Genomic DNA, 24574 nt, shown 5'->3' with positions numbered 1-24574 from the left:
ACGTCACGTCTGCCCCGCGTTTGGGCCACGGAGAGGGGTGTCGTGGGTCACGTGGCCCAAGTCGTGCGGGGAAGCGGGGGGCGGGGACGGCGGGGCGGAGGGAGGGCGAAAAGCGGGCGTTCCGGGCGCGCGCCGCTCACGCGTCCGGACGGACGACCCCGAGTATCGGCATCGAACCCGCCCCGGCGAGCGTGACGGTACGGCCCGGGCGCGGGGCGTGCACGATCGAGCCGTCGCCCACGTACATCGCCACATGGCTGGCGTCGCTGAAGTAGATGATCAGGTCGCCGGGGCGCATGTCCTCGACGGGAACGTGCGGCAGCTGCTTCCACTGCTCCTGCGAGGTGCGCGGCATCGGCCGGCCCGCGCTCTTCCACGCCTCGGAGGTCAGGCCGGAGCAGTCGAAGCTGTCCGGGCCCTCGGCGCCCCACACGTACGGCTTGCTGATCTGCGCGGTGGCGAACTGCACGGCCTTCTTGCCCTGCGGGGAGGCCGCGCTGTCGATGTCGCGGAGGATCCCGGTGTCCAGCCAGGCGGTCTGCGCCTTCTGTGCGGCCTGCCGCTCCAGCTCTTCGAGGCGGGCCTTCTCCTTCTTCTCCAGCCGCGCTTCTAGCTTCTCCGCCTGCGCGATCTGCTTCTCGATCTTCTTCTGGGCCGCCGCCTTCACCTTGCGGCCCGACTCCAGCTTCGCCCACTGCGCGGAGGCGTCCTTGGAATATTGCTCCAAGTCCTGCTGCGTGCGGGCGAGTTGACCGATCAGACCCTTGGTCGCGCGCTGCCCCTGGCGAACCCGGCCCGCGCCGTCCAGGAACTCCGAGGGATTGTCGCTCAGCATCAACTGCGCCTCGTCCGGCAGGCCGCCGGTGCGGTACTGGGCCCGCGCCGCGGCGCCCGCACGGTCCTTCAGCTTCGCCAGCTTCTCCTGGCCCGCGACGATCTTCTTGGCCAGCTCGACGATCTCCGCCGACTGCTTCCGGGCCGCTTCCTCCGCCGCGTTGTAGGCGTCGGTGGCGACGGCGGCGTCGTGGTAGAGCGTTTCGAGCTGGGCGCGGACGGCTTCCAGGTCCTTGTCGGCGGTCGCGGTCGACGGGAGCGCGAGGGCCCCGGCGCCTGCCGCCGGCGTCGACGGTGACGCCGCGTTCGGCGTGGGCTCCGGGCTCGCGAACGCCGTACCGGGCGCTCCCAGCACGGTGACCGCGCAGACCACGGCCACAGCCACCGTGAGCAGGCCGCGCTTCCCCGTTCCCATACCCCGTCCCCCAACCACTGATTAACCGTCAGTAACTTACGGTGCTCGGGGGATCGTGCCACGTCAGCGCCGAAAACGACAGAGGCGGCGACGACGCAACGACGGACCCGCCAGGACGACCGAAACGGTCCCTCCCCACTTCGCCGCCCAGGTCTGACGATCCCCCGCCTGTGTGACGTACGGCTCACGGAGATCGTTCCCGCCGGACTCACCCGGCTCACGCACACCGCGAGGCCGGGTGCGCGGCGGGGTTCCCGTCCGGTCGCCTGGCGAACCCGGAGGACCGGGCGGGCCCGGCGGACTCGGTGCATCCGATGGCCCCGGCGCACCCGGTCGCCTGGCGCATCCGATGGGCCCGGCGCACCCGGTCGCCTGGCGTGCCCGGTGGTCCCGGCGACCTCGGCGAACCCGGTGCACCGGTGGCCCGGCGAGGCCCGCGGGGCGTGTCGCAGGCCAGGGGGCCAGGCCTTCGCTCAGTTCCCGGGCGCCAGCGCGCCCCACCGCACCGTCACTTCGCCCTGCCGCCATCGTGCCGGGCCGTCCGTCACCGGCCAGTCGGCCGCCAGGTCCCGTACCGCACGGATCCACCGCTGACGGGCGCCGTACGACGCGTACGGCGCGGCCGCGGCCCAGGCGCGGTCGAAGTCGCGCAGGAACGCGTGCACCGGCTCGCCCGGGACGTTGCGGTGAATGAGCGCCTTGGGCAGCCGTTCGGCCAGGCCCGAGGGCCGGTCCAGGGAGCCGAGCCGCGTCGCGAAGGTGACCGTGCGCGGACCCTCGGGCCCGAGCGCCACCCACACGTGCCGGCGTCCGATCTCGTCGCAGGTCCCCTCGACCAGCAGCCCTCCGGCCGACCCGGTGGCCGGATCGGCCGGTGCGAGGCGTGCGCACAGCCGCTCCCAGACGGCGGCGACCTCGCCCTCGTCGTACTGGCGCAGCACGTTGGCGGCGCGCACGAGGTGCGGTCGCCGGGCGACCGGGATCTCGAAGCCGCCGTGCCGGAAGACCAGCCCTTCGCGCTCGTAGGGCGCGGCGGCCGCGACCCGGGCGGGCTCGATCTCCACGCCGACGACCCGCGCGCGGGGCGCGACCGACCGCAGCCGGTGCAGCAGTTCGACGGCCGTCCAGGGTGCGGCTCCGTAACCGAGGTCCACGGCGACGGGCTCGACGGCGCGCCGCAGCTCGGCGCCGTGCGTCGCGGCGATCCAGCGGTCCATGCGGCGCAGCCGATTGGGGTTCGTCGTCCCGCGCGTGACCGTGCCCACGGGGCGGACGGAGGCGCGGGATGTCATACCCAAGAGGGTAGTGCGGCCGCGGGAGGGCGCCGCCGTCCCGCCGGCCCGGCGCGGCCGGACGGCCCCACGCACACCGGCCTCGAACGGTTGAGCGACAGAGGGTAACGGCTGGGCAAAAACCGCCCGTTTCCCCGGCCGGCCGGAATGGGACCGCTCGCTGCGGCGTTGCACCCCCCTGGAGGGCCGGCCACACCCTCCTTCCGGCATGCCCGCAGCAAGGAGGAACGCCCCGTGAGCCAGTACGCCAACAGGCTCGGGCGTCGCTCCACGGCGGCTCCCTCGCGGCTCAGGCTCCACCGCCGCCCCCGCCGCGTCGCGATGCTCTCCGTGCACACCTCTCCGCTCCACCAGCCCGGCACCGGTGACGCCGGCGGCATGAACGTCTACATCGTCGAACTCGCGCAGCGCCTCGCCGCGATCAACATCGAGGTCGAGATCTTCACGCGCGCGACGACCGGCGGTCTCCCCCCGACGGTCGAGCTGTCCCCCGGGGTCCTCGTCCGGCACATCGACGCCGGCCCCTACGAAGGGCTCGCCAAGGAGGACCTCCCGGCCCAGCTGTGCGCCTTCACGCACGGCGTGATGCAGGCCTGGGCCGGTCACCGTCCCGGCTACTACGACCTCGTGCACTCGCACTACTGGCTGTCCGGCCACGTCGGCTGGCTGGCCGCCCAGCGCTGGGGCGCCCCCCTCGTGCACGCCATGCACACCATGGCCAAGGTCAAGAACGCCAACCTGGCCGACGGCGACACCCCCGAACCCGCCGCCCGCGTCATCGGCGAGACCCAGATCGTCGCGGCCGCGGACCGCCTCATCGCGAACACGGCCGAGGAGGCCGACGAACTCGTACGGCACTACCACGCGGACCCGGGCAAGGTCGCCGTCGTGCACCCCGGCGTCAACCTCGACCGCTTCCGGCCCGCGGACGGCCGCGCGGCCGCCCGCGCCCGCCTCGACCTGCCCCAGGACGCCCTGGTCCCCCTCTTCGCCGGCCGCATCCAGCCCCTGAAGGCGCCCGACATCCTGCTGCGCGCGGTGGCCGTACTGCTCGACGAGCGCCCCGAGCTGCGCTCCCGCATCGTCGTCCCGATCGTCGGCGGCCCCAGCGGCAGCGGCCTCAGCAAGCCGGAAGGGCTCCAGAAGCTCGCCGCCCGGCTCGGCATCGCGGACGTCGTACGGTTCCGGCCGCCTGTCGGGCAGGACCAGCTCGCCGACTGGTTCCGGGCCGCGTCGCTCCTGGTCGTCCCCTCCTACAGCGAGTCCTTCGGGCTGGTCGCCATAGAGGCGCAGGCGGCCGGCACCCCGGTGCTCGCCGCCTCGGTCGGCGGTCTCCCGGTGGCCGTCCGGCACGGCGAGACGGGCTTCCTGGTGCAGGGCCACGACCCGGCCGGCTACGCGCGCGTGCTCGAGCGTTTCGCCGACGGCCCCGAGCTGCCCGCCCGGATGGGCGCGGCGGCCGCCGCACACGCCCAGTCCTTCGGCTGGGACACCGCGGCCGCCGCGACGGCCGACGTCTACGCGGCCGCGACCCAGTCCCACCGCCGTCGCGTACGCTCCGAACATGGGTGACGTGGACATGGGTGACGTGGACATGGGTGGAGCCGGCAAGGACGGCGAGGGCATGGGCGGCGCGGACGCCGGCGACGCGGAGAAGAGCGCCGCACGGGCCATCGAGGCCTTCCTGCGGGAGGCCGAGCTGGAGTGGGAGAGCACCGGTCCCGGCGCCTACGTGGCCCAGCTGCCCGGCACCCGCAAACTCAAGACGACCGTCTCCCTGATCGTCGGCCGCCACTCCCTCTCCCTCAACGCCTTCGTCATCCGCCACCCCGACGAGAACGAGCCCGGCGTCCACCGCTGGCTCCTGGAGCGCAACCTGAAGCTGTACGGCGTCGGCTACGCCGTCGACCAGCTCGGCGACGTCTACGTCACCGCCCGCCTCCCGCTCCCCGCGGTCACGGCCGACGAGGTGGACCGTCTCATGGGCCAGGTCCTGGAGGCCGCCGACGGCGCCTTCAACACGCTGCTGGAGCTGGGCTTCGCGAGCGCCATCCGCCGCGAGTACGAGTGGCGCGTCTCCCGCGGTGAACCCACGCGCAACCTGGACGCCTTCGCCCACCTGACGCAACGCCCGTCGTCGCCGCCGTCGTCCGGTCCGACGGACCCGACGCACCGGACGGACCCGGCAGGCTGACCGACCCGACCGACCCGACCGACCCGACCGACCCGACCGCCCCCACCGGCTCGTCGGACCGGCGGGCTGACCGCCGGCGTCGGCGTTCACCCGCCCGCCGGACCGCCCCGCCGCCCGTACCGTCCCGGCGTCACCCCCACCAGCTTGCGGAAGTGCCGGGTCAGATGAGCCTGGTCGTAGAAGCCGGACGCGGCCGCGACCTCGCCCGGCGGCAGCCCGTCGAGCAGGAGCCGGCGGGCGAGGTCGACCCGGCGGGCGGTCAGGTACTGGTGCGGTGCGATGCCGTACGCCGAACCGAACGCCCGCACCAGATGGGCCGGATGGGCCTGCACCAGCCCGGCCGCCTCGTCCAGCGGGAGGCCCGCGACGACGCGTTCGTCGAGGAGGTCGCGCAGTCGCCGGGCGAGGACGGGGTCGGGACGCGGGACGCCGGCGGACGCCCGGCGGGGCCGGAGATGGTCGCGCAGCCGCTCGCCGATCAGCGTCAGCCTGCTGTCGGCCTCCAGTTCGTCGCCGGAGCGGGCGAGCGCGGAGTGCAGCTGGCCCACTCGCTGCCGCAGCACGGGATCACGCAGGTCGGGCGCGTCGACGGCCGCCCCGACCAGGTCCTCGCCGAGCACCCCGGCGTCGAGGTAGAGGACCCGCTTGCGGAACCCCTCCGGGGTCGCGGGCGAGCCGTTGTGCGGCACGTGCGGCGGCAACAGCGAGACGGTGTCGTGCGGCGTCCCGTGCTCGTGCCGGTCCAGGTCGTAGCGCACCGCGCCGTCGTCGACGATGAGCAGCGTCCACGCCTCGTGGACGTGCATCGGGTAGGCGTAGCCGGTGAAACGGGCGTGGAAGACCTCCACGACGCCCGGCACGCGGGGACGCCAGGCGCGGACGTCGGCCGTGGGCTGTGCGGCCGCGGTGGACGCGGCCGGGTCCTGGGCGGCCATGCAAAGAACGTACAAGACCACGGCCGGCGACGACCGGCAGTCTCGTCGTATGGACAGCGCGAACACGACGAGGCCCGTGCAGGCCACGGCCACCACGAACACGACGGCCGGTACGGCGGCCACGGCCCCCGGGAACGACACGGACACGACCGCGATGGCGGTGGCGGAGGCGGCGCCGGTGGGCGCGACCCCCGAACCCGTCCGCTTCGACACGAAGATCGCCGTGCTGCTGCGCGAGGACCTGGAGACCTGGCAGCGCCTGAACGTCACCGCGTTCCTGGTCAGCGGGCTCGGCACGGAACTGCCCGAGGTGATCGGGCAGCCGTACGAGGACGCGGACGGCGTCCCCTGTCTGCCGATGTTCCGCCAGCCGGTGCTGGTCTTCGAGGGCACGAAGGAGACGTTGAAGGCCGCCCACGCGCGCGTGCTGTCCCGCTCGCTCCCGCGCGCGGTGTTCACGAGCGACCTCTTCGCCACCGGCAACGACCGGGACAACCGCGCCGCCGTGCGCGCCGTGCCGACGGCCGATCTGGATCTCGTCGGACTGGCGGTGTACGGCCCGAGGAACGCGGTGGACAAGGTGCTCAAGGGGGCGAGGATGCACCCGTGACACCGGCGTCGACGGCGAGGACTCAGCAGGCGCCGACCTCGGGAGCCGCCGGAGCCGGGACGGGACCTGAAGCCGGAGCCGGAGCCGAGGTCGGGACCTCGGTGGTGGGCGGGCGGGGGGTCTCGTCCGGCAGCCGGCGCATCAGCACCCCGTAGCCGACCCCCGCCGCCGTCCCGACGACCGCACACATCCCCCAGAGCCACTCCGCGCCGAACCGGTCGATGACCAGGCCCGACATCAGCGGGGCGATCAGCGAGGCGACGGCCCAGGAGAGCGTGTACATCCCCTGGTAGCGACCGCGGCCGTGGGTGGGGGAGAGGCGGACGACGAGTCCGGTCTGGGTGGGCGCGTTGACGATCTCGGCGAGGGTCCACACGCAGACGGTGAGCGCGAACACGCCGACCGAACCGGCGAAGGCGGTCAGCCCGAACCCGTACCCCGCGAGCACCGAGGAGACCACCAGCAGCCGCCGGGCGTCCCGGTGCTCGATGAACCGTGTGACGGGGATCTGGAGCGCGACGATGAGGACGCCGTTGACGGCGATGGCCATGCCGTAGTCGGCCGACGTGAACCCGGCCGCGCCCATGGCGACCGGCAGACCGACGGCCCCCTGCTGGAAGACGAGCGCGACGAGGAAGGACAGTCCGACGACGCTCATGAAGCGCCCGTCGCGCAGGACCGTCCCCAGCCCGACCCGTTCGTCGTCGCGGGCGCCCTCGCCCTTGTCCGCCCGCTCGGGCCGCGACTCGGGCAGCTTGAGGAAGACGACGATCGCGCACACGAGCGTCATCGAGGCCTCCAGCAGGAAGCCGGCGCGGTAGCTGACCTCGGCGATGAACCCGGCGGCCGTGGACGAGACGGCGAAGCCCAGGTTGATGGCCCAGTAGTTGAGCGAGAAGGCGCGGACCCGGTCCTCGGGCCGCACGATGTCGGCCATCATCGCCTGCACGGCCGGCCTGGACGCGTTGGACGCCATGCCGACGAGGAAGGCGACCCCGGCGATGGCGACGGGGTGCTCCATGAAGCCGAGCAGCGCGACGGAGGCGGCGGTGCAGGTCTGCGCGACGAGCAGGGTGGGCCGCCGTCCGAGCCGGTCCGCCATGACGCCGCCGCCCAGCGACGACACGACCCCGCCGAGCCCGTGCAGCGAGGCGACGAGCCCCGCGTAGGAGGCGGAGTAGCCGCGGTCCAGGGTCAGGTACAGCGCCATGAAGGTGGCGACGAACGCGCCGAGCCGGTTGACGAGTGTGCTGGTCCACAGCCACCAGAACTCTCTGGGCAGCCCGGACAGCGTCTCGCGGGCGGCACGTCTCAACACGGCGACAGGCATGACGGATCCCCCGGGATGTAAGCGGCGCAGGCGGCTCACAGAACTTACGAGGGAAGCGGAATCGAGGGCTACTCATTTAACAGATCACGTCAATCGACACGGCCCGCCCCCGCCTCCGGTCCCGCTCCCGGCCGCCGCTCCACCCCCTCCTGTCCGCTCTGCGAGCGGCCGCGCGACGCGTCAGGGCGGTCGATTACGCTCATACGCATGGCCGACGCACCGTACAAGCTGATCCTCCTCCGCCACGGCGAGAGCGAGTGGAACGCGAAGAACCTGTTCACCGGCTGGGTGGACGTCAACCTCAACGAGAAGGGCGAGAAGGAGGCGGTCCGCGGTGGCGAACTCCTGAAGGACGCCGACCTCCTGCCCGACGTGGTCCACACGTCCCTCCAGAAGCGGGCGATCCGCACGGCCCAGCTGGCCCTCGAATCCGCCGACCGCCACTGGATCCCGGTCCACCGCTCCTGGCGCCTCAACGAGCGCCACTACGGTGCGCTCCAGGGCAAGGACAAGGCGCAGACCCTCGCGGAGTTCGGCGAGGAGCAGTTCATGCTCTGGCGCCGCTCCTACGACACTCCGCCCCCGCCCCTCGAGGACGGCACGGAGTTCTCCCAGTCCGCGGACCCGCGCTACGCGACCATCCCGCCGGAGCTGCGCCCCCGCACGGAGTGCCTCAAGGACGTCGTCATCCGGATGCTTCCGTACTGGTACGACGGCATCGTCCCCGACCTCCTCGCCGGCCGCACGGTCCTCGTCGCCGCCCACGGCAACAGCCTGCGCGCCCTCGTCAAGCACCTCGACGGCATCTCCGACGCCGACATCGCGGGCCTGAACATCCCGACGGGCATCCCCCTCGCCTACGAACTCGACGCGGACTTCAAGCCCCTCACCCCGGGCGGCACCTACCTCGACCCGGAGGCGGCGGCGGCGGCCATCGAGGCCGTCAAGAACCAGGGCAAGAAGAAGTAAGCAGAGCCGAACAAGCCCCCTACCTGCGGGTTCTCCGCCGGTAGGGGGCTTTTTTTGGCGAGCCCGGGCCGTCTCCGGGCCCTCAGCCCGTCGATCGGGCCGTGCTCGGTGCTCCGGTAGGTCGGGCCCCGGTACTCGTCCGCCATGTCCCTGTCCTCCCCGTCCTTCGGCTCCGGGCATGGCCGGAATCGAAGCCGAAGGGCGGTGCGCCGGGCGACGGGTCCACGGGTCAGGGCGTCGGGGCGGTCGCCGGGGCCGGGGTGGGTTCGGGGTGGGCGGGGGTGGTGCGGCGGCGGCGGGACGGTCCGAGGACGGGGTGGCCGACGCCCCAGGCCGCTCCCTTGCAGACCAGTTCCTTGTAGAGCGCGGCGAGGCGTCCCGTGAGGGCCGTGTCGACGGCGCGGTCGTCGGCGGTGACGTACTGGATGAGGCCCTGCCTGCGGCCCAGCGAGATGCACTGGTTGAAGTAGCGCACCGGCACGGTCGGGATCTTTCCACCGGTCAGGCGGGCCGCGATGGCGTCGGCCGCCTGCCATGCCATGGGGACGCCGGAGGCGCACGACATCCGCAGCGGCTTGTCGCCGGGGCCGGTCATCAGGGCCGCGTCGCCGACGGCGTACACGTCGGGGTGCGAGACCGAGCGCAGGGTCCGGTCGACCACGATCCGGCCGTCGGCGGCGACCTCCAGCGCGGTGGCCCGGGCGACGGGGTGGACGGCGAAGCCGGTCGTCCAGAGCGTCACCGCCGAGGGGACGGACCTGCCGTCGGCCGTGATGACGTGGTCGGCCTCGACGGCGGTGACGGTCGTGTGCTCGTGCACGGTGATGCCGAGACCGTCGACGACCTTGCGCAGGTGGCGTCGGCCCTTGGGCGAGAGCCAGTCGCCCAGGCCGGCGCCGGCGGCGAGGACGACGTCGAGGTCCGGGCGGGCCTCGGCGATCTCGGTCGCGGCCTCCACGCCGGTGAGGCCGGCGCCCACCACGACCACGGGCTGTCCGGCGGTCAGCGAGGACAGGCGCTCCCGCAGCCGCAGCGCGCCCGGTCGGCTCGCGATCTCGTGCGCGTGCTCGGCGGTGCCGGGAACGCCCTGGTCGTTCCAGCCGCTGCCGAGGGCGTACACGAGGGTGTCGTACGCCAGCTCCTCGGTCTCTTCGGGTCGTCCGGCCGCTTCGGTTCCGGCGGCGGCCCGGACGGTGACGGTCCTGCGGTCGACGTCGACGTGCGTCACCCTCGCGATCCTCAGCCGGACGCCGGTGCCCGCGAACATCTCGTCGAGCGGCCGGGGCGTGAGCTCCTGGCCGACCGCCAGCTGGTGCATCCGGACGCGCTCGACGAAATCGGGCTCGGCGTTGACGAGGGTGATGGCGACGTCGTCGCGGTGCAGCCGCTTGGCGAGGCGCCCGGCGGCGACGGCTCCGGCGTATCCGGCCCCGAGGACGATGATGCGGTGCTGCATGTCGCTGCTCCTGTCTTGAGCGGATTCGCCTCTTGAACCGGGCGGCCCGCCGTTTCCTGACAGGAATGACGTGTGAAGCAGATCACATCCCCTTCGGGGGTGGTCAGAAGGCGCGGAGCAGGGGTTCCCCGTGGTCGGAGGCCGCCCAGAGGCGCGTCGCGCGTTCGAGCTTGTCGGGGTTGACCTGGTTGCGGAACGCGGCGATGCCGTCCGCGCCGATCTCCAGGCACATGACGCCGATGACCCGGCCGTCGAGCACCGCCACGAGCGCCGGGGCGCCGTTGGCGGTCGTGGCGTAGACGTCGGGGGAGCCGCCGACGATGGCGCGCTTGGCCTTGCTCGGCTTGAACAGGCCGCGCATGAACGTGGCGACCGCGAGAGCGCCCTCGAACGCCTTGGCGCGGGCCGGGACCTTCCCGCCGCCGTCGCCGATCGCGACCGCGTCCTGGGTGAGCAGCCGCACGAGCGGCTCGGTCCGGCCGCTGGTGGCGGCCGCGAGGAACTCCTCGACGATGCGCCGGGCCGCGGCCTCGTCGATCTCCGTGCGGGCCCTGCCCTGCGCGACGTGCTTCTTGGCGCGGTGGAAGATCTGCTGGCTGGCGGCCTCGGTGAGGTCGAGGATCTCGGCGATCTCCCGGTGCGGGTAGTCGAAGGCCTCCCGCAGCACGTACACCGCGCGCTCGTTGGGGGAGAGGCGCTCCAGCAGGGTGAGCACCGCGTACGAGACGGACTCGCGCTGCTCGGCGGTGTCGGCGGGGCCGAGCATCGCGTCCCCGGCGAGCAGCGGTTCGGGCAGCCACTCGCCCACATAGGTCTCGCGGCGGGCGCGGGCCGACGTGAGCTGGTTGAGGCACAGGTTGGTGAGCACCTTCGTCAGCCAGGCCTCGGGGACCGCGACGCGCTCGACGTCGGCCGCCTGCCAGCGCAGGAACGTCTCCTGGACTGCGTCCTCCGCCTCGCTCGCGGAGCCCAGCAGGCGGTAGGCGATCGCCTCCAGACGGGGCCTCGCCGCCTCGAAACGGTCCACATCGCTCACGGTCAGGGCCATGCCATGGATCCTAGCCCGCACGGTCGTGGGTCGCGTGTCGTCACCGGTGGGTCACAGGCAGGCCACCGGCAGGCCACCGGCAGAACCTCCGCGCCCGTCCGCTCCGTCTGACCGGGTGAGCAGCAGGCGCGACGGCGGACGCCCGCGCCGATCCGGGAATCGGGGGAACGGCATGCGTGACATGGACGCAGGTGTGGACGGTGGCGGCGCCGGAGGCCGGCGGGGCGGGTCCGGGGGCGCGGCCGGAAGGGGCGGCGCCTTTCGGGGCGTGCTCGGACCGGCGCGCCGGGGCGCGGTGGCGGCGGCCGCGGTCGCCTCGGCGGCCCTGGCGATGACGGCGTGTCAGCCGATGGACTCCTCGCCCTCTCCCGACGGAACCGCGGCCCCCGTCACGCGTCCCGCCACGAGTCCGGCCGGGGGTTCCGCCACGGACGGTCCCTCCGCCAAGAGCTCCGCCTCGCCCGGCTCCGGCGGCTCCGCGTCCTCGGCCCCCGCCACCGCCCCGGCCCCGGCGCACGGCACCCCCTCGGCCTCCGCGCCCGCCTCGGCGTCGGCCCCGGCTCCCGGCGGCTCGACGGGCGGCATCGTGCCGGCCTGCGCGGCGAAGAGTCTCAAGGTCACCGCCCGGCAGGCCGCCCAGCGGCCGGCCGGCACCGGGACCGGCGCGGCGATCGTCACGTTCACCAACGTCTCCGGCCGGGCGTGCGTCCTCAAGGGGCACCCGACCGTCGCCGGGGCCGGCAACGGCTCCCCGGAGCACAACTCCCCGCTCAAGGTCACGCCCGTCGGACCGGCCGCGCCGGTCACGGTGACCCCCGGCGGCAGGGCGTCGGTGAAGCTGACCTTCGTGCAGGTGCAGGGCGAGGCCGACGGCTACTGCGCGTCCGGTGCGGACCCCTCCGTGTACCCCACGGTCGTCGTCGGCCTGCCGGGCTCCGGGGCGCACCAGGTCGCCCTGGACGACGGCCGGTTCGCCGAGTGCGACGACACGGTGACCGTCACCGCCGTTGCGGCGGCGACGTCCTGACGCTCGGTCCAGACCGATAGTCCAGACCCACAGGCCCGTTCCGACGCGTCGGCCGACACGTCCCGGACGCGGCGAAGGGCCCCGGCGCCGTGTCGACGCCGGGGCCCCTCATGCGCGGGCGTTCCTCGGGTGCGTCCTCAGCCGCACTGGCAGGCGCTGCCGGACTGGCACCCGCAGCCGCACCCGGAGCCGCAGCCGCACGCGCCGATCAGCATCAGGTTCCTGATCTCGGCGGGCTGTTCGGTCGGGAGCGGTTGCGTCGGGTCGGGCGTGGGGGTGCTGGGGGACTCGGCCATGGGTTCCTCCCGGAGGCGTAGGACCTGTGCGGACCTGTGCCCATTGCATGCCCGTTTCCCTGGGCGCATCAACGGCGCACGGGGTCTTGCGCACCGTCTCGCGCACGCCAGGGACGTATCCGGCACGCCCCCGGCGGCCCTCGTCCGTGCGACGTCCTCGCCCGGCGGCCGCACCCGGCCTCGGCGCTCCGCCCACCCCGCCCGAGCCGACCCGGCCCGACCTCAGACGATCTCGTCCGCGCCGCCCCCGCCCTCCGCCCCGCCCGCACCGGCACCCGTGCCCGCACCCGCGCCCGTTCCGGTCGCCGGCTGGATCTCCGGCGGCAGGTCCTGCTGGAGTTCGTCCGCGTGCTCGCCGGTCACCAGGAACACCACGCGCTTGGCGACGGCCACCGCGTGGTCGGCGAACCGCTCGTAGTAGCGGCCGAGCAGGGTCACGTCGACCGCCGTCTCGATGCCGTGCTTCCACTTGTCGTCCAGCAGGTGCTGGAAGAGCGTGCGGTGCAGCAGGTCCATCTCGTCGTCGTCCTGCTCCAGCTGGAGCGCCAGGTCGACGTCCTTGGTGATGATGACCTCGGCCGACTTCGCCATCAGGCGCTGCGCGAGCTGGCCCATCTCGAGGATCGTGGCGTGCAGGTCGTGCGGCACCGCACGGTTGGGAAAGCGCAGCCGCGCCAGCTTCGCCACGTGCTGGGCGAGGTCGCCGGAGCGCTCCAGGTCCGCCGACATCCGCAACGACGTGACGACGATCCGCAGGTCCGTCGCCACCGGCTGCTGCCGCGCCAGCAGCGCTATCGCCCGCGCCTCCAGGTCGTGCTGCAGCTCGTCGACCCTCTTGTCGGCCTCGATGACGCTCTCGGCGAGCTTCAGGTCGGCGTCGAGAATGGCCGTCGTGGCGCGTCCGATCGCCGACCCGACCAGCCGGGCCATCTCCACCAGGCTGTCGCCGATCGAGTCCAGTTCCTCGTGGTACGCGTCCCGCATCAGGGTTCCCTCTCGTACGTCGTTCCAGGGGTTCGGCTTCGGTTCCGGGGGCCAGAACCGGCCGTGACACCAGACCGGAACCGGTCCTCGGACCGGCGCCGGCCGGCCCTGTGACCGGAGCTGCGAACCCCACGGTGCCACGCTCCGCCCCGTACGCGTCGGTTTCCGTCACCTCACATGAACCGCCACTGGCTCCGAGGTGAACTCTGGGCGACGAGTGTTCGAGCTCGCACCTCGATGGCTGTGGCCAGGACCGAACCCGTGCCTAACCTGGGGGCATGGACGTGAACGCGGCGGTCGCCGCAGCGGCAGCGATCGCCGGGGTGCTCACCGGTGTCATCGCCATGCTGGCGTTCCGCTGGAGCGAGCGGGAGCAGAAGCGCCCCATGCGCACCTCGCTGCACACGGACCCGATGCTTCCGCCGGGCGTGGACACGGTCCTGTCGGTGCTGCGCTCCTCCGCCGTCGTGCTCGACGAGGCCGACGCCGTCGTCAAGGCCAGCTCCGCCGCCTACGCCCTCGGGCTGGTCCGCGGGGGCAGGCTCAGTGTGGAGCCCATGCTGAAGATGGCCCGGGACACCCGGCGCGACGGGGAGATACGCCAGGTGGAGCTGGACCTTCCGCGGCGCGGCACGGGACGCGGCGAGGCCCTCGCGGTGTCCGCGCGAGTGGCCCCGCTGGGCTCCCGGCTGGTGCTGCTGCTGGTGGAGGACCTCACCGAGGCCCGCAGGATCGAGGCGGTCCGGCGGGACTTCGTGGCGAACGTCAGCCATGAGCTGAAGACGCCGGTGGGCGCGCTCTCCCTGCTCTCCGAGGCCGTCATGGACGCCTCGGACGACCCCGAGGCGGTGGAACGGTTCGCCGGCCGTATGCAGATCGAGGCCACCCGGCTCACCAGCCTGGTCCAGGAGCTGATCGACCTGTCCCGGGTACAGAACGACGATCCGCTGGAGGACGCCGAACCGGTCGGCGTCGACGAACTGGTCGCCGAGGCCGTCGACCGCTGCCGGCACCAGGCCGGCGCCAAGCAGATCACCATGGCGGCGGGAGGCCCCGCCGGCCTGCGCGTCTGGGGCAACCGGGGCCAGCTGGCCGCGGCCCTGGGCAACCTGGTCGAGAACGCCGTCAACTACTCGCCCGCACACACGCGCGTGGGCATAGCCGCCCGCCGGGTGAACGTGCCGGGCGGCGACCTGATCGAGATCGCCGTGACCGATCAGGGCATCGGCATCTCCGACAAGGACAAGGAACGCATCTTCGAGCGCTTCTACCGCGTCGATCCCGCCCGCTCCCGTGCCACCGGCGGCACGGGCCTCGGGCTGGCGATCGTCAAGCACGTGGCCGCCTCGCACGGCGGGGAGGTCACGGTGTGGAGCGCCGAGAACCAGGGCTCCACGTTCACCCTGCGACTGCCGGAGGCGGGCGTGGCCCGCGACCGCGCGCACCTGCGCCCGGACCCGGACGAGGCCGACGACGCCGACGGCCTCGACGAGGACGTCCCTTCCGCCTCCCGCCCCTCATCCCCGGCGCGGCCCCGCGCCGCATCCCCGAATTCGACCGCGTACCAGACGCTTTCCGCCCCGGAGGTCCATCCGTGACCCGAGTGCTCGTCGTCGAGGACGAGGAGTCCTTCTCCGACGCCCTGTCGTACATGCTCCGCAAGGAGGGCTTCGAGGTCGCGGTCGCGACCACGGGCCCCGACGGACTCGACGAGTTCGAGCGCAACGGCGCCGACCTCGTGCTCCTCGACCTGATGCTGCCGGGACTGCCCGGCACGGAGGTGTGCCGTCAGCTGCGCGGCCGCTCCAACGTCCCCGTGATCATGGTGACCGCCAAGGACAGTGAGATCGACAAGGTCGTCGGCCTGGAGATAGGGGCCGACGACTACGTCACCAAGCCGTTCTCCTCACGCGAGCTGGTCGCCCGCATCCGGGCCGTGCTGCGCCGCCGCGGCGAGCCGGAGGAGGTGACGCCGGCGGCCCTGGAGGCGGGCCCGGTCCGCATGGACGTGGACCGCCACGTGGTGACGGTGTCCGGCTCCAAGGTCGATCTGCCGCTGAAGGAGTTCGACCTGCTGGAGATGCTGCTGCGCAACGCGGGCCGCGTCCTGACCCGCATGCAGCTCATCGACCGGGTGTGGGGCGCCGACTACGTGGGCGACACCAAGACCCTGGACGTCCACGTCAAGCGCCTGCGCGCCAAGATCGAGCCGGACCCGGGCGCGCCGCGCTACCTGGTGACGGTCCGCGGCCTCGGCTACAAGTTCGAGCCGTAGGCCACCGGGCCGCAGGCGTGGGCCGGTCGGCTCGGAGCAGCCGAGGGCCGGCCGGCATGAGCGAAGGGCGGCACCCCGCACGGGGTGCCGCCCTTCGCTCATGCCGCGGGGCGCTGGCGCCCGGTCGTCGTTACGCGTTCGGGGAGGCGCTGCCGGACGGCGAGCCCGACCCGGACGGCGAACCGGACGGCGAGGCGCTCCCGGAGGGCGAGGCGCCGCCGGACGGGGACGCGCCGGCGGACGGCGACTGCGACGGCTTGGCCGGGGCGCTCGGGACGGCGCTCGGACCCCACGAGGAGAAGTAGCTCTCGGCGGGGACGACGAAGGCGCGCAGGCTGACCGCGCCGGTCTCGCTGAAGGTGAAGGTCACCTTCTGGGCGTTGCCGTCCTGAACGGCCTCGCGGCTGCTCGGCAGGACGGCGGAGGCGTTGTTCGGTCCGCCGATGACGACGGAGCCGTGGGCCGGGACGATGAGCTTGCCGTTGCCCTTGGCGGGCTTCAGCTCGGCCGACTTGCCGCTGCCGTCGACGGTGACGGACTCCAGGGTCTGGGGACTGTCGCTGCCGTTGAAGACCGTCGCCGAGATCACCGCGGGACCGGTCGACTGCGGGTCCGGCTGGGTGATGACGACGACGTTCTGCAGCTTGATCTGTCCGACGTGGGCGGCGGCGTTGTCCGGCTTGATCTCCAGGGTCTGGGAGTCGTTGCCGGCGCCGCAGGCGGCGAGCGAGGCGATCGAGAACGCGATGGCGGAGGCGGCGAGGGCGCCGCGTCGAAGGCTGCTGCTCACGGCGGCGGCAACTCCTTTAATACGCGGGGGCGGCTTCCTTTGAACAAAGCCGTCCTAAGGGTCTGTCAGCAGCCTCAGGTTACCGAGCCCGTCCCGCGCGGCCGCACCCGACCCGCCTCTGGAGCGATCTCGGCTCCGACGGCCCGCTCCGGCCCCTTCCGGCCGCCTCGGGCCGCCGCGCGCGCCGACTCTCGTGCGGACCTCCGCCCGGCAGCCGGTCCGGACCCGCCTCGTACCGCCCCGTGCCCGCCCCCGCATCCGTCCCGACGGCCCCTCGCACCCCGCGAGTCGCATTGGCTTCATCCGTCGTCCACCTGCTCAGGGGGCATTCCCAAAAGCGCGGTCCGTGTCCGCTCGCGGATTTTCCGTGAAGGAATGCGGGCCCGTTCCGGAATTGATCACCACTCCGGCCGAACGGCCGATGATCAATTCCGGAAACGGCGTGTATCCGGCCGGGGGCACCGAACGGAGTAACGGAAGTCGCACACGTGGAAGCGGACATTTGGGGACGTTCGGCCGTTCGGGCGGTGCTCCGGATGCGTGTAACGTACGCGTTTCTCTGCCCTCGGAGAGCGGCTCCGACCTGCGAATACCTGCCTCCGCGAGCCCTCCGCAGCACGTCCGTGTCGGACTTGTCAAGCCCCGAGATATGCCCTGACCTGCGAAAACGCCATTCAGAACCCGGAGTTTCCGTGTTACCCTGGATAGCCACGGAAGGGGTACCTGTCACATGACGTTCAAGGTTGGCGACACCGTGGTCTATCCCCATCACGGGGCCGCGCTGATCGAGGCTATCGAAACTCGCCAGATCAAAGGCGTGGACAAGACCTACTTGGTGCTGAAGGTCGCCCAGGGCGACCTGACGGTACGTGTGCCAGCGGACAATGCGGAGTTCGTCGGCGTGCGTGATGTGGTCGGTCAGGACGGGCTGGACCGGGTCTTCGAGGTGCTGCGCGCGCCGTACGCCGAGGAGCCCACGAACTGGTCGCGTCGTTACAAGGCAAATCTGGAGAAGCTCGCCTCCGGCGATGTCATCAAGGTCGCGGAAGTCGTGCGTGACCTGTGGCGTCGTGAGCGCGAGCGCGGACTCTCCGCCGGTGAGAAGCGCATGCTCGCCAAGGCCCGCCAGATCCTGGTGAGCGAGCTCGCTCTCGCGGAGAACACCAACGAGGACAAGGCCGAAGCGCTGCTCGACGAGGTTCTCGCGTCCTGACTCCGGCCCAGCGCCGGCCTCAGCACGCCGAAGAACACTGAACTGCCGCGGTGCCCGATGACGTACTCCGTCGCCGGGCGCTGCGGCATGTTCATGCCCGGACAACTCCGGGCCGTCCCGCCCCACGGGGGTGTTCCCCCGATACTGGTGTGCCGGGCCCGGGCTGAAGCCTCGACCGGTGCGTCACGGAAGGGTCGGTCAAGGCGTCGCGCCCGGCACTTCCCAGGCCATACCCACCGCAGGCCGGAACACAAACCTGACAGGAACCGATGTCTGACGATTCGCGTCCCACCCCCGCGTCCGCCCGCACGGCCGCGGTGATTCCGGCCGCCGGCCGGGGCGTCCGCCTCGGTCCGGGTGCGCCCAAGGCGCTGCGCGCGCTCAGCGGCACGCCCATGCTCGTCCACGCCGTCCGCGCCCTGGCCGCCTCCCGCGCCGTCTCCCTGGTCGTCGTCGTGGCCCCGTCCGACGGCGCGGCCGAGGTCAAGTCGCTCCTCGACGCGCACGCGCTGCCCGACCGCACCGACTTCCTGGTCGTCCCCGGCGGCGACACCCGCCAGGAATCGGTGAGACTCGGCCTGGACGCCCTGCCGCCCGAGTACGACATCGTGCTGGTCCACGACGCCGCCCGCCCCCTCGTGCCCGTCGACACGGTCGACGCCGTCATCGAGGCGGTCCGCGAGGGCGCCCCGGCCGTCGTGCCCGCCCTGCCGCTCGCCGACACGGTGAAGGAGGTCGAACCGGCCACCGCCCCCGGCGACCCCGAGCCCGTCGTCGCCACCCCCGAGCGCGCCCGGCTGCGCGCCGTCCAGACCCCGCAGGGCTTCGACCGCGCCACCCTGGTCCGCGCCCACGAGACCGTCACCGACGACGTCACCGACGACGCCGGCATGGTCGAACGGCTCGGCCTGACCGTCGTGGCCGTCCCCGGACACGAGGAGGCCTTCAAGGTCACCCGCCCCCTCGACCTCGTCCTCGCCGAGGCGGTCCTGGCCCGCAGGAGGCTCAACGATGGCTTCTGAGACGCCCTCCGCCGCCGTCCCGCTGCCCCGGGTCGGCATCGGCACCGACATCCACGCCTTCGAGGACGGCCGCGAACTGTGGTGCGCCGGCCTGAAATGGGAAGGGGAGGGCCCCGGCCTCGCCGGGCACTCCGACGCCGACGTCGTCGCGCACGCCGCCTGCAACGCCCTGTTCTCCGCCGCCGGCCTCGGCGACCTCGGACAGCACTTCGGCACCGGCCGCCCCGAGTGGTCCGGCGCTTCGGGCGTCACCCTGCTCACCGAGGCCGCCCGGATCGTCCGCGCCGCCGGCTTCGTCATCGGCAACGTGGCCGTCCAGGTCGTCGGCCCCCGCCCCAGGATCGGCAAGCGGCGCGAGGAAGCCCAGAAGATCCTCTCGGAAGCGGCCGGCGCCCCCGTCTCGGTGTCCGGCGCGACCACCGACGGACTCGGTTTCCCCGGGCGCGGCGAAGGCCTGATGGCGATCGCCACGGCACTGGTCGCACGCGCCGGCTGACCCCGCCCCCGTGCCCCGGGGCGGCCACCGCCCCCTCTTGTCACGAATATGTGGCCCTTGACCGCAAGGGGCTCGGGGCACTGCCCCGCGCCCACTACCCTGGTGGGGTGACCATTCGCCTGTACGACACCAGCGCCCGGCAGATCCGTGACTTCGTCCCGCTCACACCGGGTTGCGTCTCGATCTACCTCTGCGGTGCCACCGTGCAGGCCGCCCCGCACATCGGGCACGTCCGCTCCTACCTGAACTTCGACATCATGCGCCGCTGGTTCACCCACCGCGGCCTCGACGTCACCTTCGTCCGCAACGTCACCGACATCGACGACAAGATCATCGCCAAGTCGCACGACCAGGGCCGCCCCTGGTGGGCCATCGGCTACGAGAACGAGCGGGCCTTCAACGACGGCTACCAGGCCCTCGGCTGCCTCCCGCCGACCTACGAGCCGCGCGCCACCGGGCACGTCCCCGAGATGATCGAGATGATGCGCGCGCTCATCGAGCGCGGCCACGCCTACGAGGCCGACGGCAGCGTCTACTTCGACGTGCGCTCCTTCCCCGGTTACCTGGAGCTGTCCAACCAGGACCTCGACGACCTGCGCCAGCCCGCCGAGGAAGGCATCACCGGCAAGCGCGACCCGCGCGACTTCGCGATGTGGAAGGCGAGCAAGCCGGGCGAGCCCGACTGGGAGACCCCCTGGGGCCGCGGCCGCCCCGGCTGGCACCTGGAGTGCTCGGCCATGGCGCACAAATACCTCGGCTCCGCCTTCGACATCCACGGCGGCGGCCTCGACCTGATCTTCCCGCACCACGAGAACGAGATCGCCCAGGCCAAGGCCTACGGCGACGAGTTCGCCCGGTACTGGGTGCACAACGCCTGGGTCACCATGAGCGGCGAGAAGATGTCGAAGTCGCTGGGCAACAGCGTCCTCGTCTCCGAGATGGTCAAGCAGTGGCGCCCGATCGTCCTGCGCTACTACCTCGGCACCCCGCACTACCGCTCGATGATCGAGTACAGCGAGGAGTCGCTGCGCGAGGCCGAATCGGCGTTCGCGCGGATCGAGGGCTTCGTGCAGCGCGTCGTCGAGAAGGCCGGGGGAGTCGTCGAACCCGCGGCCGAGGTGCCGCCCGCGTTCGCCGAGGCGATGGACGACGACCTGGGCGTCCCCCAGGCGCTGGCCATCGTGCACACGACGGTCCGGCAGGGCAACTCGGCCCTGGCGGCCGACGACAAGGAAGCCGCCGTGGCCCGCCTCGCCGAGGTCCGCGCCATGCTGGGCGTCCTCGGCCTGGACCCGCTCGACGCCCACTGGGCGGGCGAGGAGACCCGGGGCGAGGACCTGCACGGCGTGGTCGACAGCCTCGTACGCCTCGTCCTCGACCAGCGCGAATCCGCCCGCGGCCGCAAGGACTGGGCGACCGCGGACGCCATCCGCGACCAGCTCACCCAGTCCGGCCTCACCATCGAGGACGGCCCGCAGGGCCCGCGCTGGACCCTGGGTCCGCGCTAGGGCGGCCACCGGCCCGTCCTTGATCGACTGTGCCGCCCGGCCCCCCGGGCGGCACACTGCATAAGACGTTCGTACGAAGCTCACGGAGACGAGAGACCCATGGCAGCCAACAACCGCCGCATGTCCGGCAAGAAGGGCGCGCAGGTCGGCAGTGGCGGCCAGCGACGCAAGGGCCTCGAAGGCAGGGGCCCCACCCCGCCCGCCGAGATGCGCAAGAAGCACAAGGCGAACCGCATCGCCAACGCCAAGGCCAAGCAGGCCGCACGCCGGCCCGCACCCCGCGGCCGCGGCGGCAAGGGCACGTCCGAGATGGTCGTCGGCCGCAACCCCGTCGTCGAGGCGCTGCGCGAGGGCGTCCCCGCGACGACCCTGTACGTCCAGCAGTTCATCGACAACGACGAGCGCGTGCGCGAGGCCCTCCAGCTCGCCGGCGAGCGCGGCGGCATCCACCTCATGGAAGCCCCCCGCCCCGAACTCGACCGCATGACCAACGGCCTCAACCACCAGGGCCTCGTGCTCCAGGTCCCCCCGTACGAGTACGCGCACCCCGAGGACCTGGCCGCCGCGGCCTACGACGGCGGCGAGGACCCCCTCATCGTCGCCCTCGACGGCGTCACCGACCCGCGCAACCTCGGAGCCGTCGTCCGCTCCGTCTCCGCCTTCGGCGGCCACGGCGTCGTCGTGCCCGAGCGCCGCGCCGCCGGCATGACGGCCGGCGCGTGGAAGACGTCGGCCGGCACCGCCGCCCGCACCCCCGTCGCCCGCGCCACCAACCTCACCCGCGCCCTGGAGGCCTACAAGAAGGCCGGCATCGCGGTCGTCGGCCTGGCCGCCGACGGAGAGCACCAGGTCGGCGACCTGGCCGCCCTCGACGGCCCGGTCGTCATCGTCGTGGGCAGCGAGGGCAAGGGCCTGTCCCGGCTCGTCGGCGAGACCTGCGACTTCCGGGTCCGCATCCCGATGCCGGGCGGCGCCGAATCCCTCAACGCCGGTGTGGCGGCGGGCATCGTGCTCTACGAGGCGTCCCGCCGCAGGAGCTGACGGACGTTCGGGAGGCTTGCGGAAACAGGTCGCACAGACATCCGTAAGCTCACCCGAACAGGTCAACCGCGGCGCGTAGTGCAACCTTGACGGAGTCCGGACAGATCCGCCGGGTCAAAGCAGTGTCCTAACGACACGTCACTCGGTTAGATGAGTGTGGACACCAGAACACCCCGCACACCCACGGGGGACCGCTCGTCGGGATTCGACGACGCTCCCGCGCTGAGCATGGTGAAGGTGCCGAGCGACCCGGCGCAGATCATCGTCAGCCACGCGAGCTTCCGCGTGCAGCTCGGCGCGTCGGCGCGGCGAAACCAATCCCCGCGGATCGCCCGGCACGTGAGCGCCATCGATGACACCGCGCGCATCGCCGCCGTCGGCGCGACGGGCAGAGCGGGCGCCGCTGCCGGGGGCCGCCGGCGGGCCGTCGTCTGGAGCGGCAGGTCCGCCCCCGACGACACCGGCGCCCACCGACTGCTGCAAGCCGTGCGGGCGGGCAGCGTCGGCCACCGTGAGGCACCGACGGCCGACGCCGGAGCCACCCAGGTCATCCCCCGCGTCGGCGTCGACGACCGCGGCTACGACGGCGCACTCGCCGCCCAGACCCTGGAGACCCCGCTCGTCGGCGCCCAGCGCACGCCCGCCGCGGGCGAACACCGCCTCCTGCCGCACATGCGCACCGTCGGCAGCGCCTACGACGAACCCGCCTACGACGACGCCCAGTTCGACGACTTCGGCGACGCCGACGCCGACGCCGACGCCGAACCGGCCCGCCGCGGCCGCCGCCAGGGCGACGATCCCGCCCGCCACGCCTACTACCCGGGCCGCCGGATGAACCTCGGCGTGGTCCTGCTCCCCCTGCGCGTCCTGCTCGGCTTCATCGCCATCTACGGCGGCATGGGCAAACTGTGCGACCCCGTCTACTTCGACGGCGGCAAACGCGGCTCGATGGTGAAGTGGCTCAACACCCTGCACCCGTGGGAAGTCGCCGAGCCCCTGCGCCAGTTCGCCCTCCACCACCCCGTCGGCTCCGGCCTCGTCATCGCCTTCCTCCAGGTCGTCGTGGGCGTCCTCACCGTCCTGGGCTGCTGGCAGCGCGTCGCCGCCGCGGTCGGCGCCGGGCTCTCCGCCGCGCTCATCGTCACCGTCAGCTGGAAGACCACCCCGGTCTACGACACCCCCGACATCATCCTTCTCGCCGCCTGGTCGCCGCTGATCATCGCCGGCGCCCCCGTCTACTCCGTCGACGGCCGCCTCGCCGCCGGCGCCTGGCGCCGTCTCGGTCCGCGCGCCGATCTGTGGGACCTGCGCCGCTACGTCCTGCGCCGCGGCGCCCTCGTCACCGCCATCGCCGTCGGCCTCACCCTGCTCGTCGGCTCCCTCCTGGGCGGCGCCGTCCGCGACGCCGACCGCGTGGTCGTACCCGGTCCCGGCGAACCCCCGCGCAACGAGCTGCCCGGCTCGCCGCTCCCCGAGCGGTCCGGCTCCCACAAGGCCACCCGGAAGCCCTCCGCGCCCGCCTCGCCCCCCCACGGCGCCGCCTCGGCGTCCCCCACCGCCGGCACCGACAGCGAGCCCTCCAAGGCCCACGACCCCGGCGCCACCGGCGGCTCCGGCGCGGGCGCCCCCAGCCAGACCCAGGGCACCGCGGGACAGGCCCCGCCGCAGCGCTCCACCCCCCGAGAGCACACCCCCGCCACCAGCTCGGGCCCCTCCTCCGGCGGCTCGGCCTCCTCCGGCGGCTCCACGAGCGGCGGCGGCAACGGCAGCGGCTCCGACGGCGGCTCGTCGTCCTCGGGCCAGCCCGGACTCGTGGGCGGCCTGCTCGGATAGGACGGCCGGCCCGGCCGGAACGGCCCCCGACGGAAACGACCTGGGTGCCGTGCGCTTCACAGCGCACGGCACCCAGGTCGTTTCGTTTCCGTGGCACCTGTCTCCGGAGACGCCCGGCGGGCGCTCCGCGGGGGGATGTCCGGCCGTGCTCAGCGGCGGGCCGCGGCCAGTTCCTTGGCCGCTTCGGTGAGGTCCTTGGCCGTGTCGATGGCCCGCCAGTACGCCCCCTGCGGGATGGGGAACCCGGCCAGCCGCCGCTCCCGGGCCAGATGCGGGAACGTCGTCCGCTCGTGATCGCCGCGCTCGGGCAGCAGCCCCGCGAACTCCGGCGAGAAGACGTACACGCCCGCGTTGATCTCGTTCGTCGTGGGCGGCGCCTCGATGAAGTCGGTGATGTGACCGAACCCGTCGGTCTGCACCGCGCCCCACGGAATCCGCGGACGGGCGAGCGCCAGCGTCGCTATGGCGTCCCGCTCGGTGTGGAAGTCGGCCATCTCGCGCAGCGAGAAACGCGTCCAGATGTCGCCGTTGGTGGCGTACCAGGACCGGTCCGGGTGCGGGAGGCGCGCGGCCGCGTACTTCAGACCGCCGCCGCGGCCCAGCGGCTCCGTCTCCACGACGGTCGTCACCGCCACCGGCAGGTCGGCGGACCTCAGCCAGTCCTGAAGGACCTCGGCGAGATGGCCGCAGGACACGACGACGTCGGTCACGCCCTCCTCGGCGAGCCAGCTCAGCTGATGACCGATGATCGGCGTCCCCGTCCCGGGGATCTCGACCATCGGCTTCGGCCGGTCGTCGGTGTACGGACGCAGCCGGGACCCCTGGCCACCGGCCAGGATGACGGCTTGCGTGGGGCGGGACGCGGCATGCGGATCGGTCATGCCCGCACTGTACGTGCCGCATGAAGCGGGGCGTGGGGGGGGGGGGGGGGGGCGGGGGCCGCCCCCCCCCCCCCCCCCGGGCCCGGCCCCCCCCCCACGCCCCGGTACGGATGCGCGGGCCCGGC

At 73.1% G+C, this 24574-nt stretch carries 23 protein-coding genes; 13 read left to right on the top strand and 10 right to left on the bottom strand.

What is annotated here, in order from left to right; all coding sequences use genetic code 11:
- Positions 1 to 136: 136 nt before the first annotated feature.
- Both ACGFSH_RS19070 and ACGFSH_RS19065 read right to left on the bottom strand, forming a co-directional pair.
- The gene (locus ACGFSH_RS19070; protein WP_393349878.1) at positions 137 to 1249 is read right to left on the bottom strand and encodes an NlpC/P60 family protein; all 1113 of its coding nucleotides are present in this window, start codon (positions 1247 to 1249) and stop codon (positions 137 to 139) included.
- A gap of 473 nt (positions 1250 to 1722) precedes the next feature.
- On the bottom strand, positions 1723 to 2541 hold the full coding sequence (locus ACGFSH_RS19065) for a class I SAM-dependent methyltransferase (RefSeq protein WP_393349875.1): 819 nt from the start codon (positions 2539 to 2541) through the stop codon (positions 1723 to 1725).
- A gap of 234 nt (positions 2542 to 2775) precedes the next feature.
- Here ACGFSH_RS19065 and mshA point away from each other — a divergent pair, with 234 nt between their 5' ends.
- Together mshA and ACGFSH_RS19055 are read left to right on the top strand one after the other, a co-directional pair.
- Positions 2776 to 4113 carry a D-inositol-3-phosphate glycosyltransferase gene (gene mshA, locus ACGFSH_RS19060; protein ID WP_393349872.1) on the top strand — a complete coding sequence of 446 codons (1338 nt, stop codon included), beginning with the start codon at positions 2776 to 2778 and terminating at the stop codon, positions 4111 to 4113.
- Positions 4114 to 4165: 52 nt separating this feature from the next.
- On the top strand, positions 4166 to 4735 hold the full coding sequence (locus ACGFSH_RS19055) for a YbjN domain-containing protein (RefSeq protein WP_393350068.1): 570 nt from the start codon (positions 4166 to 4168) through the stop codon (positions 4733 to 4735).
- A gap of 86 nt (positions 4736 to 4821) precedes the next feature.
- Here the strand turns inward: ACGFSH_RS19055 and ACGFSH_RS19050 are convergent, their stop codons facing one another.
- Positions 4822 to 5670 carry an AraC family transcriptional regulator gene (locus ACGFSH_RS19050; protein WP_393349870.1) on the bottom strand — a complete coding sequence of 283 codons (849 nt, stop codon included), beginning with the start codon at positions 5668 to 5670 and terminating at the stop codon, positions 4822 to 4824.
- A gap of 154 nt (positions 5671 to 5824) precedes the next feature.
- Here ACGFSH_RS19050 and ACGFSH_RS19045 point away from each other — a divergent pair, with 154 nt between their 5' ends.
- Positions 5825 to 6280, top strand: coding sequence for a DUF2000 family protein (locus tag ACGFSH_RS19045; protein WP_393350066.1), 456 nt, complete (start codon positions 5825 to 5827; stop codon positions 6278 to 6280).
- Between the two features lie 22 nt (positions 6281 to 6302).
- Here the strand turns inward: ACGFSH_RS19045 and ACGFSH_RS19040 are convergent, their stop codons facing one another.
- The gene (locus ACGFSH_RS19040; RefSeq protein WP_393349868.1) at positions 6303 to 7610 is read right to left on the bottom strand and encodes an MFS transporter; all 1308 of its coding nucleotides are present in this window, start codon (positions 7608 to 7610) and stop codon (positions 6303 to 6305) included.
- A gap of 207 nt (positions 7611 to 7817) precedes the next feature.
- Between ACGFSH_RS19040 and ACGFSH_RS19035 the strand changes: the two genes are divergently transcribed.
- On the top strand, positions 7818 to 8579 hold the full coding sequence (locus ACGFSH_RS19035; protein ID WP_351360482.1) for a phosphoglyceromutase: 762 nt from the start codon (positions 7818 to 7820) through the stop codon (positions 8577 to 8579).
- 229 nt (positions 8580 to 8808) lie between these two features.
- Here the strand turns inward: ACGFSH_RS19035 and ACGFSH_RS19030 are convergent, their stop codons facing one another.
- Both ACGFSH_RS19030 and ACGFSH_RS19025 read right to left on the bottom strand, forming a co-directional pair.
- On the bottom strand, positions 8809 to 10035 hold the full coding sequence (locus ACGFSH_RS19030) for an NAD(P)/FAD-dependent oxidoreductase (RefSeq protein ID WP_393349865.1): 1227 nt from the start codon (positions 10033 to 10035) through the stop codon (positions 8809 to 8811).
- Between the two features lie 103 nt (positions 10036 to 10138).
- Complete coding sequence (locus ACGFSH_RS19025) at positions 10139 to 11083, bottom strand: RNA polymerase sigma-70 factor (protein ID WP_393349863.1); 945 nt, start codon at positions 11081 to 11083, stop codon at positions 10139 to 10141.
- Positions 11084 to 11351: 268 nt separating this feature from the next.
- Here ACGFSH_RS19025 and ACGFSH_RS19020 point away from each other — a divergent pair, with 268 nt between their 5' ends.
- Positions 11352 to 12110 (top strand): DUF4232 domain-containing protein, encoded by a 759-nt coding sequence (locus ACGFSH_RS19020; protein WP_393349861.1) that lies wholly within the window; start codon positions 11352 to 11354, stop codon positions 12108 to 12110.
- 137 nt (positions 12111 to 12247) lie between these two features.
- Here the strand turns inward: ACGFSH_RS19020 and ACGFSH_RS19015 are convergent, their stop codons facing one another.
- Both ACGFSH_RS19015 and phoU read right to left on the bottom strand, forming a co-directional pair.
- On the bottom strand, positions 12248 to 12406 hold the full coding sequence (locus tag ACGFSH_RS19015; RefSeq protein ID WP_329411277.1) for a hypothetical protein: 159 nt from the start codon (positions 12404 to 12406) through the stop codon (positions 12248 to 12250).
- A 222-nt stretch (positions 12407 to 12628) separates the two neighbouring features.
- Positions 12629 to 13390, bottom strand: coding sequence for a phosphate signaling complex protein PhoU (gene phoU / locus ACGFSH_RS19010; RefSeq protein WP_393349859.1), 762 nt, complete (start codon positions 13388 to 13390; stop codon positions 12629 to 12631).
- A gap of 278 nt (positions 13391 to 13668) precedes the next feature.
- On the opposite strand from phoU, the gene ACGFSH_RS19005 reads away from it, so the two are divergent.
- Both ACGFSH_RS19005 and ACGFSH_RS19000 read left to right on the top strand, forming a co-directional pair.
- Entirely contained in the window at positions 13669 to 14988 is a 1320-nt protein-coding gene (locus ACGFSH_RS19005; protein WP_393349857.1) for a sensor histidine kinase, read from the top strand.
- Positions 14985 to 15665, top strand: a complete 681-nt coding sequence (locus ACGFSH_RS19000) for a response regulator transcription factor (RefSeq protein WP_015659563.1) — start codon at positions 14985 to 14987, stop codon at positions 15663 to 15665. The genes ACGFSH_RS19005 and ACGFSH_RS19000 overlap by 4 nt, the downstream gene beginning before the upstream one ends.
- 130 nt (positions 15666 to 15795) lie before the next feature.
- On the opposite strand, the gene ACGFSH_RS18995 is transcribed toward ACGFSH_RS19000, so the two are convergent.
- Positions 15796 to 16455, bottom strand: a complete 660-nt coding sequence (locus ACGFSH_RS18995) for a DUF461 domain-containing protein (protein ID WP_393349856.1) — start codon at positions 16453 to 16455, stop codon at positions 15796 to 15798.
- 730 nt (positions 16456 to 17185) lie between these two features.
- Between ACGFSH_RS18995 and ACGFSH_RS18990 the strand changes: the two genes are divergently transcribed.
- The 6 genes from ACGFSH_RS18990 to ACGFSH_RS18965 all read left to right on the top strand — a co-directional run bounded on the left by ACGFSH_RS18990 (position 17186) and on the right by ACGFSH_RS18965 (position 23568).
- The gene (locus tag ACGFSH_RS18990) at positions 17186 to 17668 is read left to right on the top strand and encodes a CarD family transcriptional regulator (protein ID WP_003953493.1); all 483 of its coding nucleotides are present in this window, start codon (positions 17186 to 17188) and stop codon (positions 17666 to 17668) included.
- Between the two features lie 269 nt (positions 17669 to 17937).
- Complete coding sequence (gene ispD / locus ACGFSH_RS18985; protein ID WP_393349854.1) at positions 17938 to 18690, top strand: 2-C-methyl-D-erythritol 4-phosphate cytidylyltransferase; 753 nt, start codon at positions 17938 to 17940, stop codon at positions 18688 to 18690.
- Positions 18680 to 19186 carry a 2-C-methyl-D-erythritol 2,4-cyclodiphosphate synthase gene (gene ispF / locus ACGFSH_RS18980; RefSeq protein WP_393349852.1) on the top strand — a complete coding sequence of 169 codons (507 nt, stop codon included), beginning with the start codon at positions 18680 to 18682 and terminating at the stop codon, positions 19184 to 19186. Before ispD ends, ispF begins: the two co-directional genes overlap by 11 nt.
- A 107-nt stretch (positions 19187 to 19293) precedes the next feature.
- Positions 19294 to 20694 (top strand): cysteine--tRNA ligase, encoded by a 1401-nt coding sequence (gene cysS / locus ACGFSH_RS18975; RefSeq protein ID WP_393349849.1) that lies wholly within the window; start codon positions 19294 to 19296, stop codon positions 20692 to 20694.
- A gap of 99 nt (positions 20695 to 20793) precedes the next feature.
- Entirely contained in the window at positions 20794 to 21735 is a 942-nt protein-coding gene (gene rlmB / locus ACGFSH_RS18970) for a 23S rRNA (guanosine(2251)-2'-O)-methyltransferase RlmB (protein WP_393349847.1), read from the top strand.
- Positions 21736 to 21885: 150 nt separating this feature from the next.
- Positions 21886 to 23568 carry a DoxX family membrane protein gene (locus ACGFSH_RS18965; protein WP_393349845.1) on the top strand — a complete coding sequence of 561 codons (1683 nt, stop codon included), beginning with the start codon at positions 21886 to 21888 and terminating at the stop codon, positions 23566 to 23568.
- A gap of 149 nt (positions 23569 to 23717) precedes the next feature.
- Here ACGFSH_RS18965 and ACGFSH_RS18960 read toward each other — a convergent pair whose 3' ends face one another.
- Positions 23718 to 24449 (bottom strand): NDP-sugar synthase, encoded by a 732-nt coding sequence (locus tag ACGFSH_RS18960; protein WP_393349843.1) that lies wholly within the window; start codon positions 24447 to 24449, stop codon positions 23718 to 23720.
- Positions 24450 to 24574: the final 125 nt, after the last annotated feature.

The sequence above is a fragment of the Streptomyces sp. NPDC048481 genome (assembly GCF_043200075.1).
GTDB lineage: Bacteria > Actinomycetota > Actinomycetes > Streptomycetales > Streptomycetaceae > Streptomyces.
The sequence above is the reverse complement of the archived record's forward strand: the minus strand, read 5'-3'. Positions and strand labels throughout refer to the sequence as shown.

Bases quoted from the DNA above. Each gene is read 5' to 3' on its own strand.
- ACGFSH_RS19070 (WP_393349878.1), bottom strand. From the start codon at position 1,249: ATGGGAACGGGGAAGCGCGGCCTGCTCACGGTGGCTGTGGCCGTGGTC.
- ACGFSH_RS19065 (WP_393349875.1), bottom strand. From the start codon at position 2,541: ATGACATCCCGCGCCTCCGTCCGCCCCGTGGGCACGGTCACGCGCGGG.
- ACGFSH_RS19055 (WP_393350068.1), top strand. From the start codon at position 4,166: ATGGGCGGCGCGGACGCCGGCGACGCGGAGAAGAGCGCCGCACGGGCC.
- ACGFSH_RS19050 (WP_393349870.1), bottom strand. From the start codon at position 5,670: ATGGCCGCCCAGGACCCGGCCGCGTCCACCGCGGCCGCACAGCCCACG.
- ACGFSH_RS19045 (WP_393350066.1), top strand. From the start codon at position 5,825: ATGGCGGTGGCGGAGGCGGCGCCGGTGGGCGCGACCCCCGAACCCGTC.
- ACGFSH_RS19040 (WP_393349868.1), bottom strand. From the start codon at position 7,610: ATGCCTGTCGCCGTGTTGAGACGTGCCGCCCGCGAGACGCTGTCCGGG.
- ACGFSH_RS19035 (WP_351360482.1), top strand. From the start codon at position 7,818: ATGGCCGACGCACCGTACAAGCTGATCCTCCTCCGCCACGGCGAGAGC.
- ACGFSH_RS19030 (WP_393349865.1), bottom strand. From the start codon at position 10,035: ATGCAGCACCGCATCATCGTCCTCGGGGCCGGATACGCCGGAGCCGTC.
- ACGFSH_RS19025 (WP_393349863.1), bottom strand. From the start codon at position 11,083: ATGGCCCTGACCGTGAGCGATGTGGACCGTTTCGAGGCGGCGAGGCCC.
- ACGFSH_RS19015 (WP_329411277.1), bottom strand. From the start codon at position 12,406: ATGGCCGAGTCCCCCAGCACCCCCACGCCCGACCCGACGCAACCGCTC.
- phoU (WP_393349859.1), bottom strand. From the start codon at position 13,390: ATGCGGGACGCGTACCACGAGGAACTGGACTCGATCGGCGACAGCCTG.
- ACGFSH_RS19005 (WP_393349857.1), top strand. From the start codon at position 13,669: ATGGACGTGAACGCGGCGGTCGCCGCAGCGGCAGCGATCGCCGGGGTG.
- ACGFSH_RS18990 (WP_003953493.1), top strand. From the start codon at position 17,186: ATGACGTTCAAGGTTGGCGACACCGTGGTCTATCCCCATCACGGGGCC.
- ispD (WP_393349854.1), top strand. From the start codon at position 17,938: ATGTCTGACGATTCGCGTCCCACCCCCGCGTCCGCCCGCACGGCCGCG.
- ispF (WP_393349852.1), top strand. From the start codon at position 18,680: ATGGCTTCTGAGACGCCCTCCGCCGCCGTCCCGCTGCCCCGGGTCGGC.
- rlmB (WP_393349847.1), top strand. From the start codon at position 20,794: ATGGCAGCCAACAACCGCCGCATGTCCGGCAAGAAGGGCGCGCAGGTC.
- ACGFSH_RS18965 (WP_393349845.1), top strand. From the start codon at position 21,886: ATGAGTGTGGACACCAGAACACCCCGCACACCCACGGGGGACCGCTCG.
- ACGFSH_RS18960 (WP_393349843.1), bottom strand. From the start codon at position 24,449: ATGACCGATCCGCATGCCGCGTCCCGCCCCACGCAAGCCGTCATCCTG.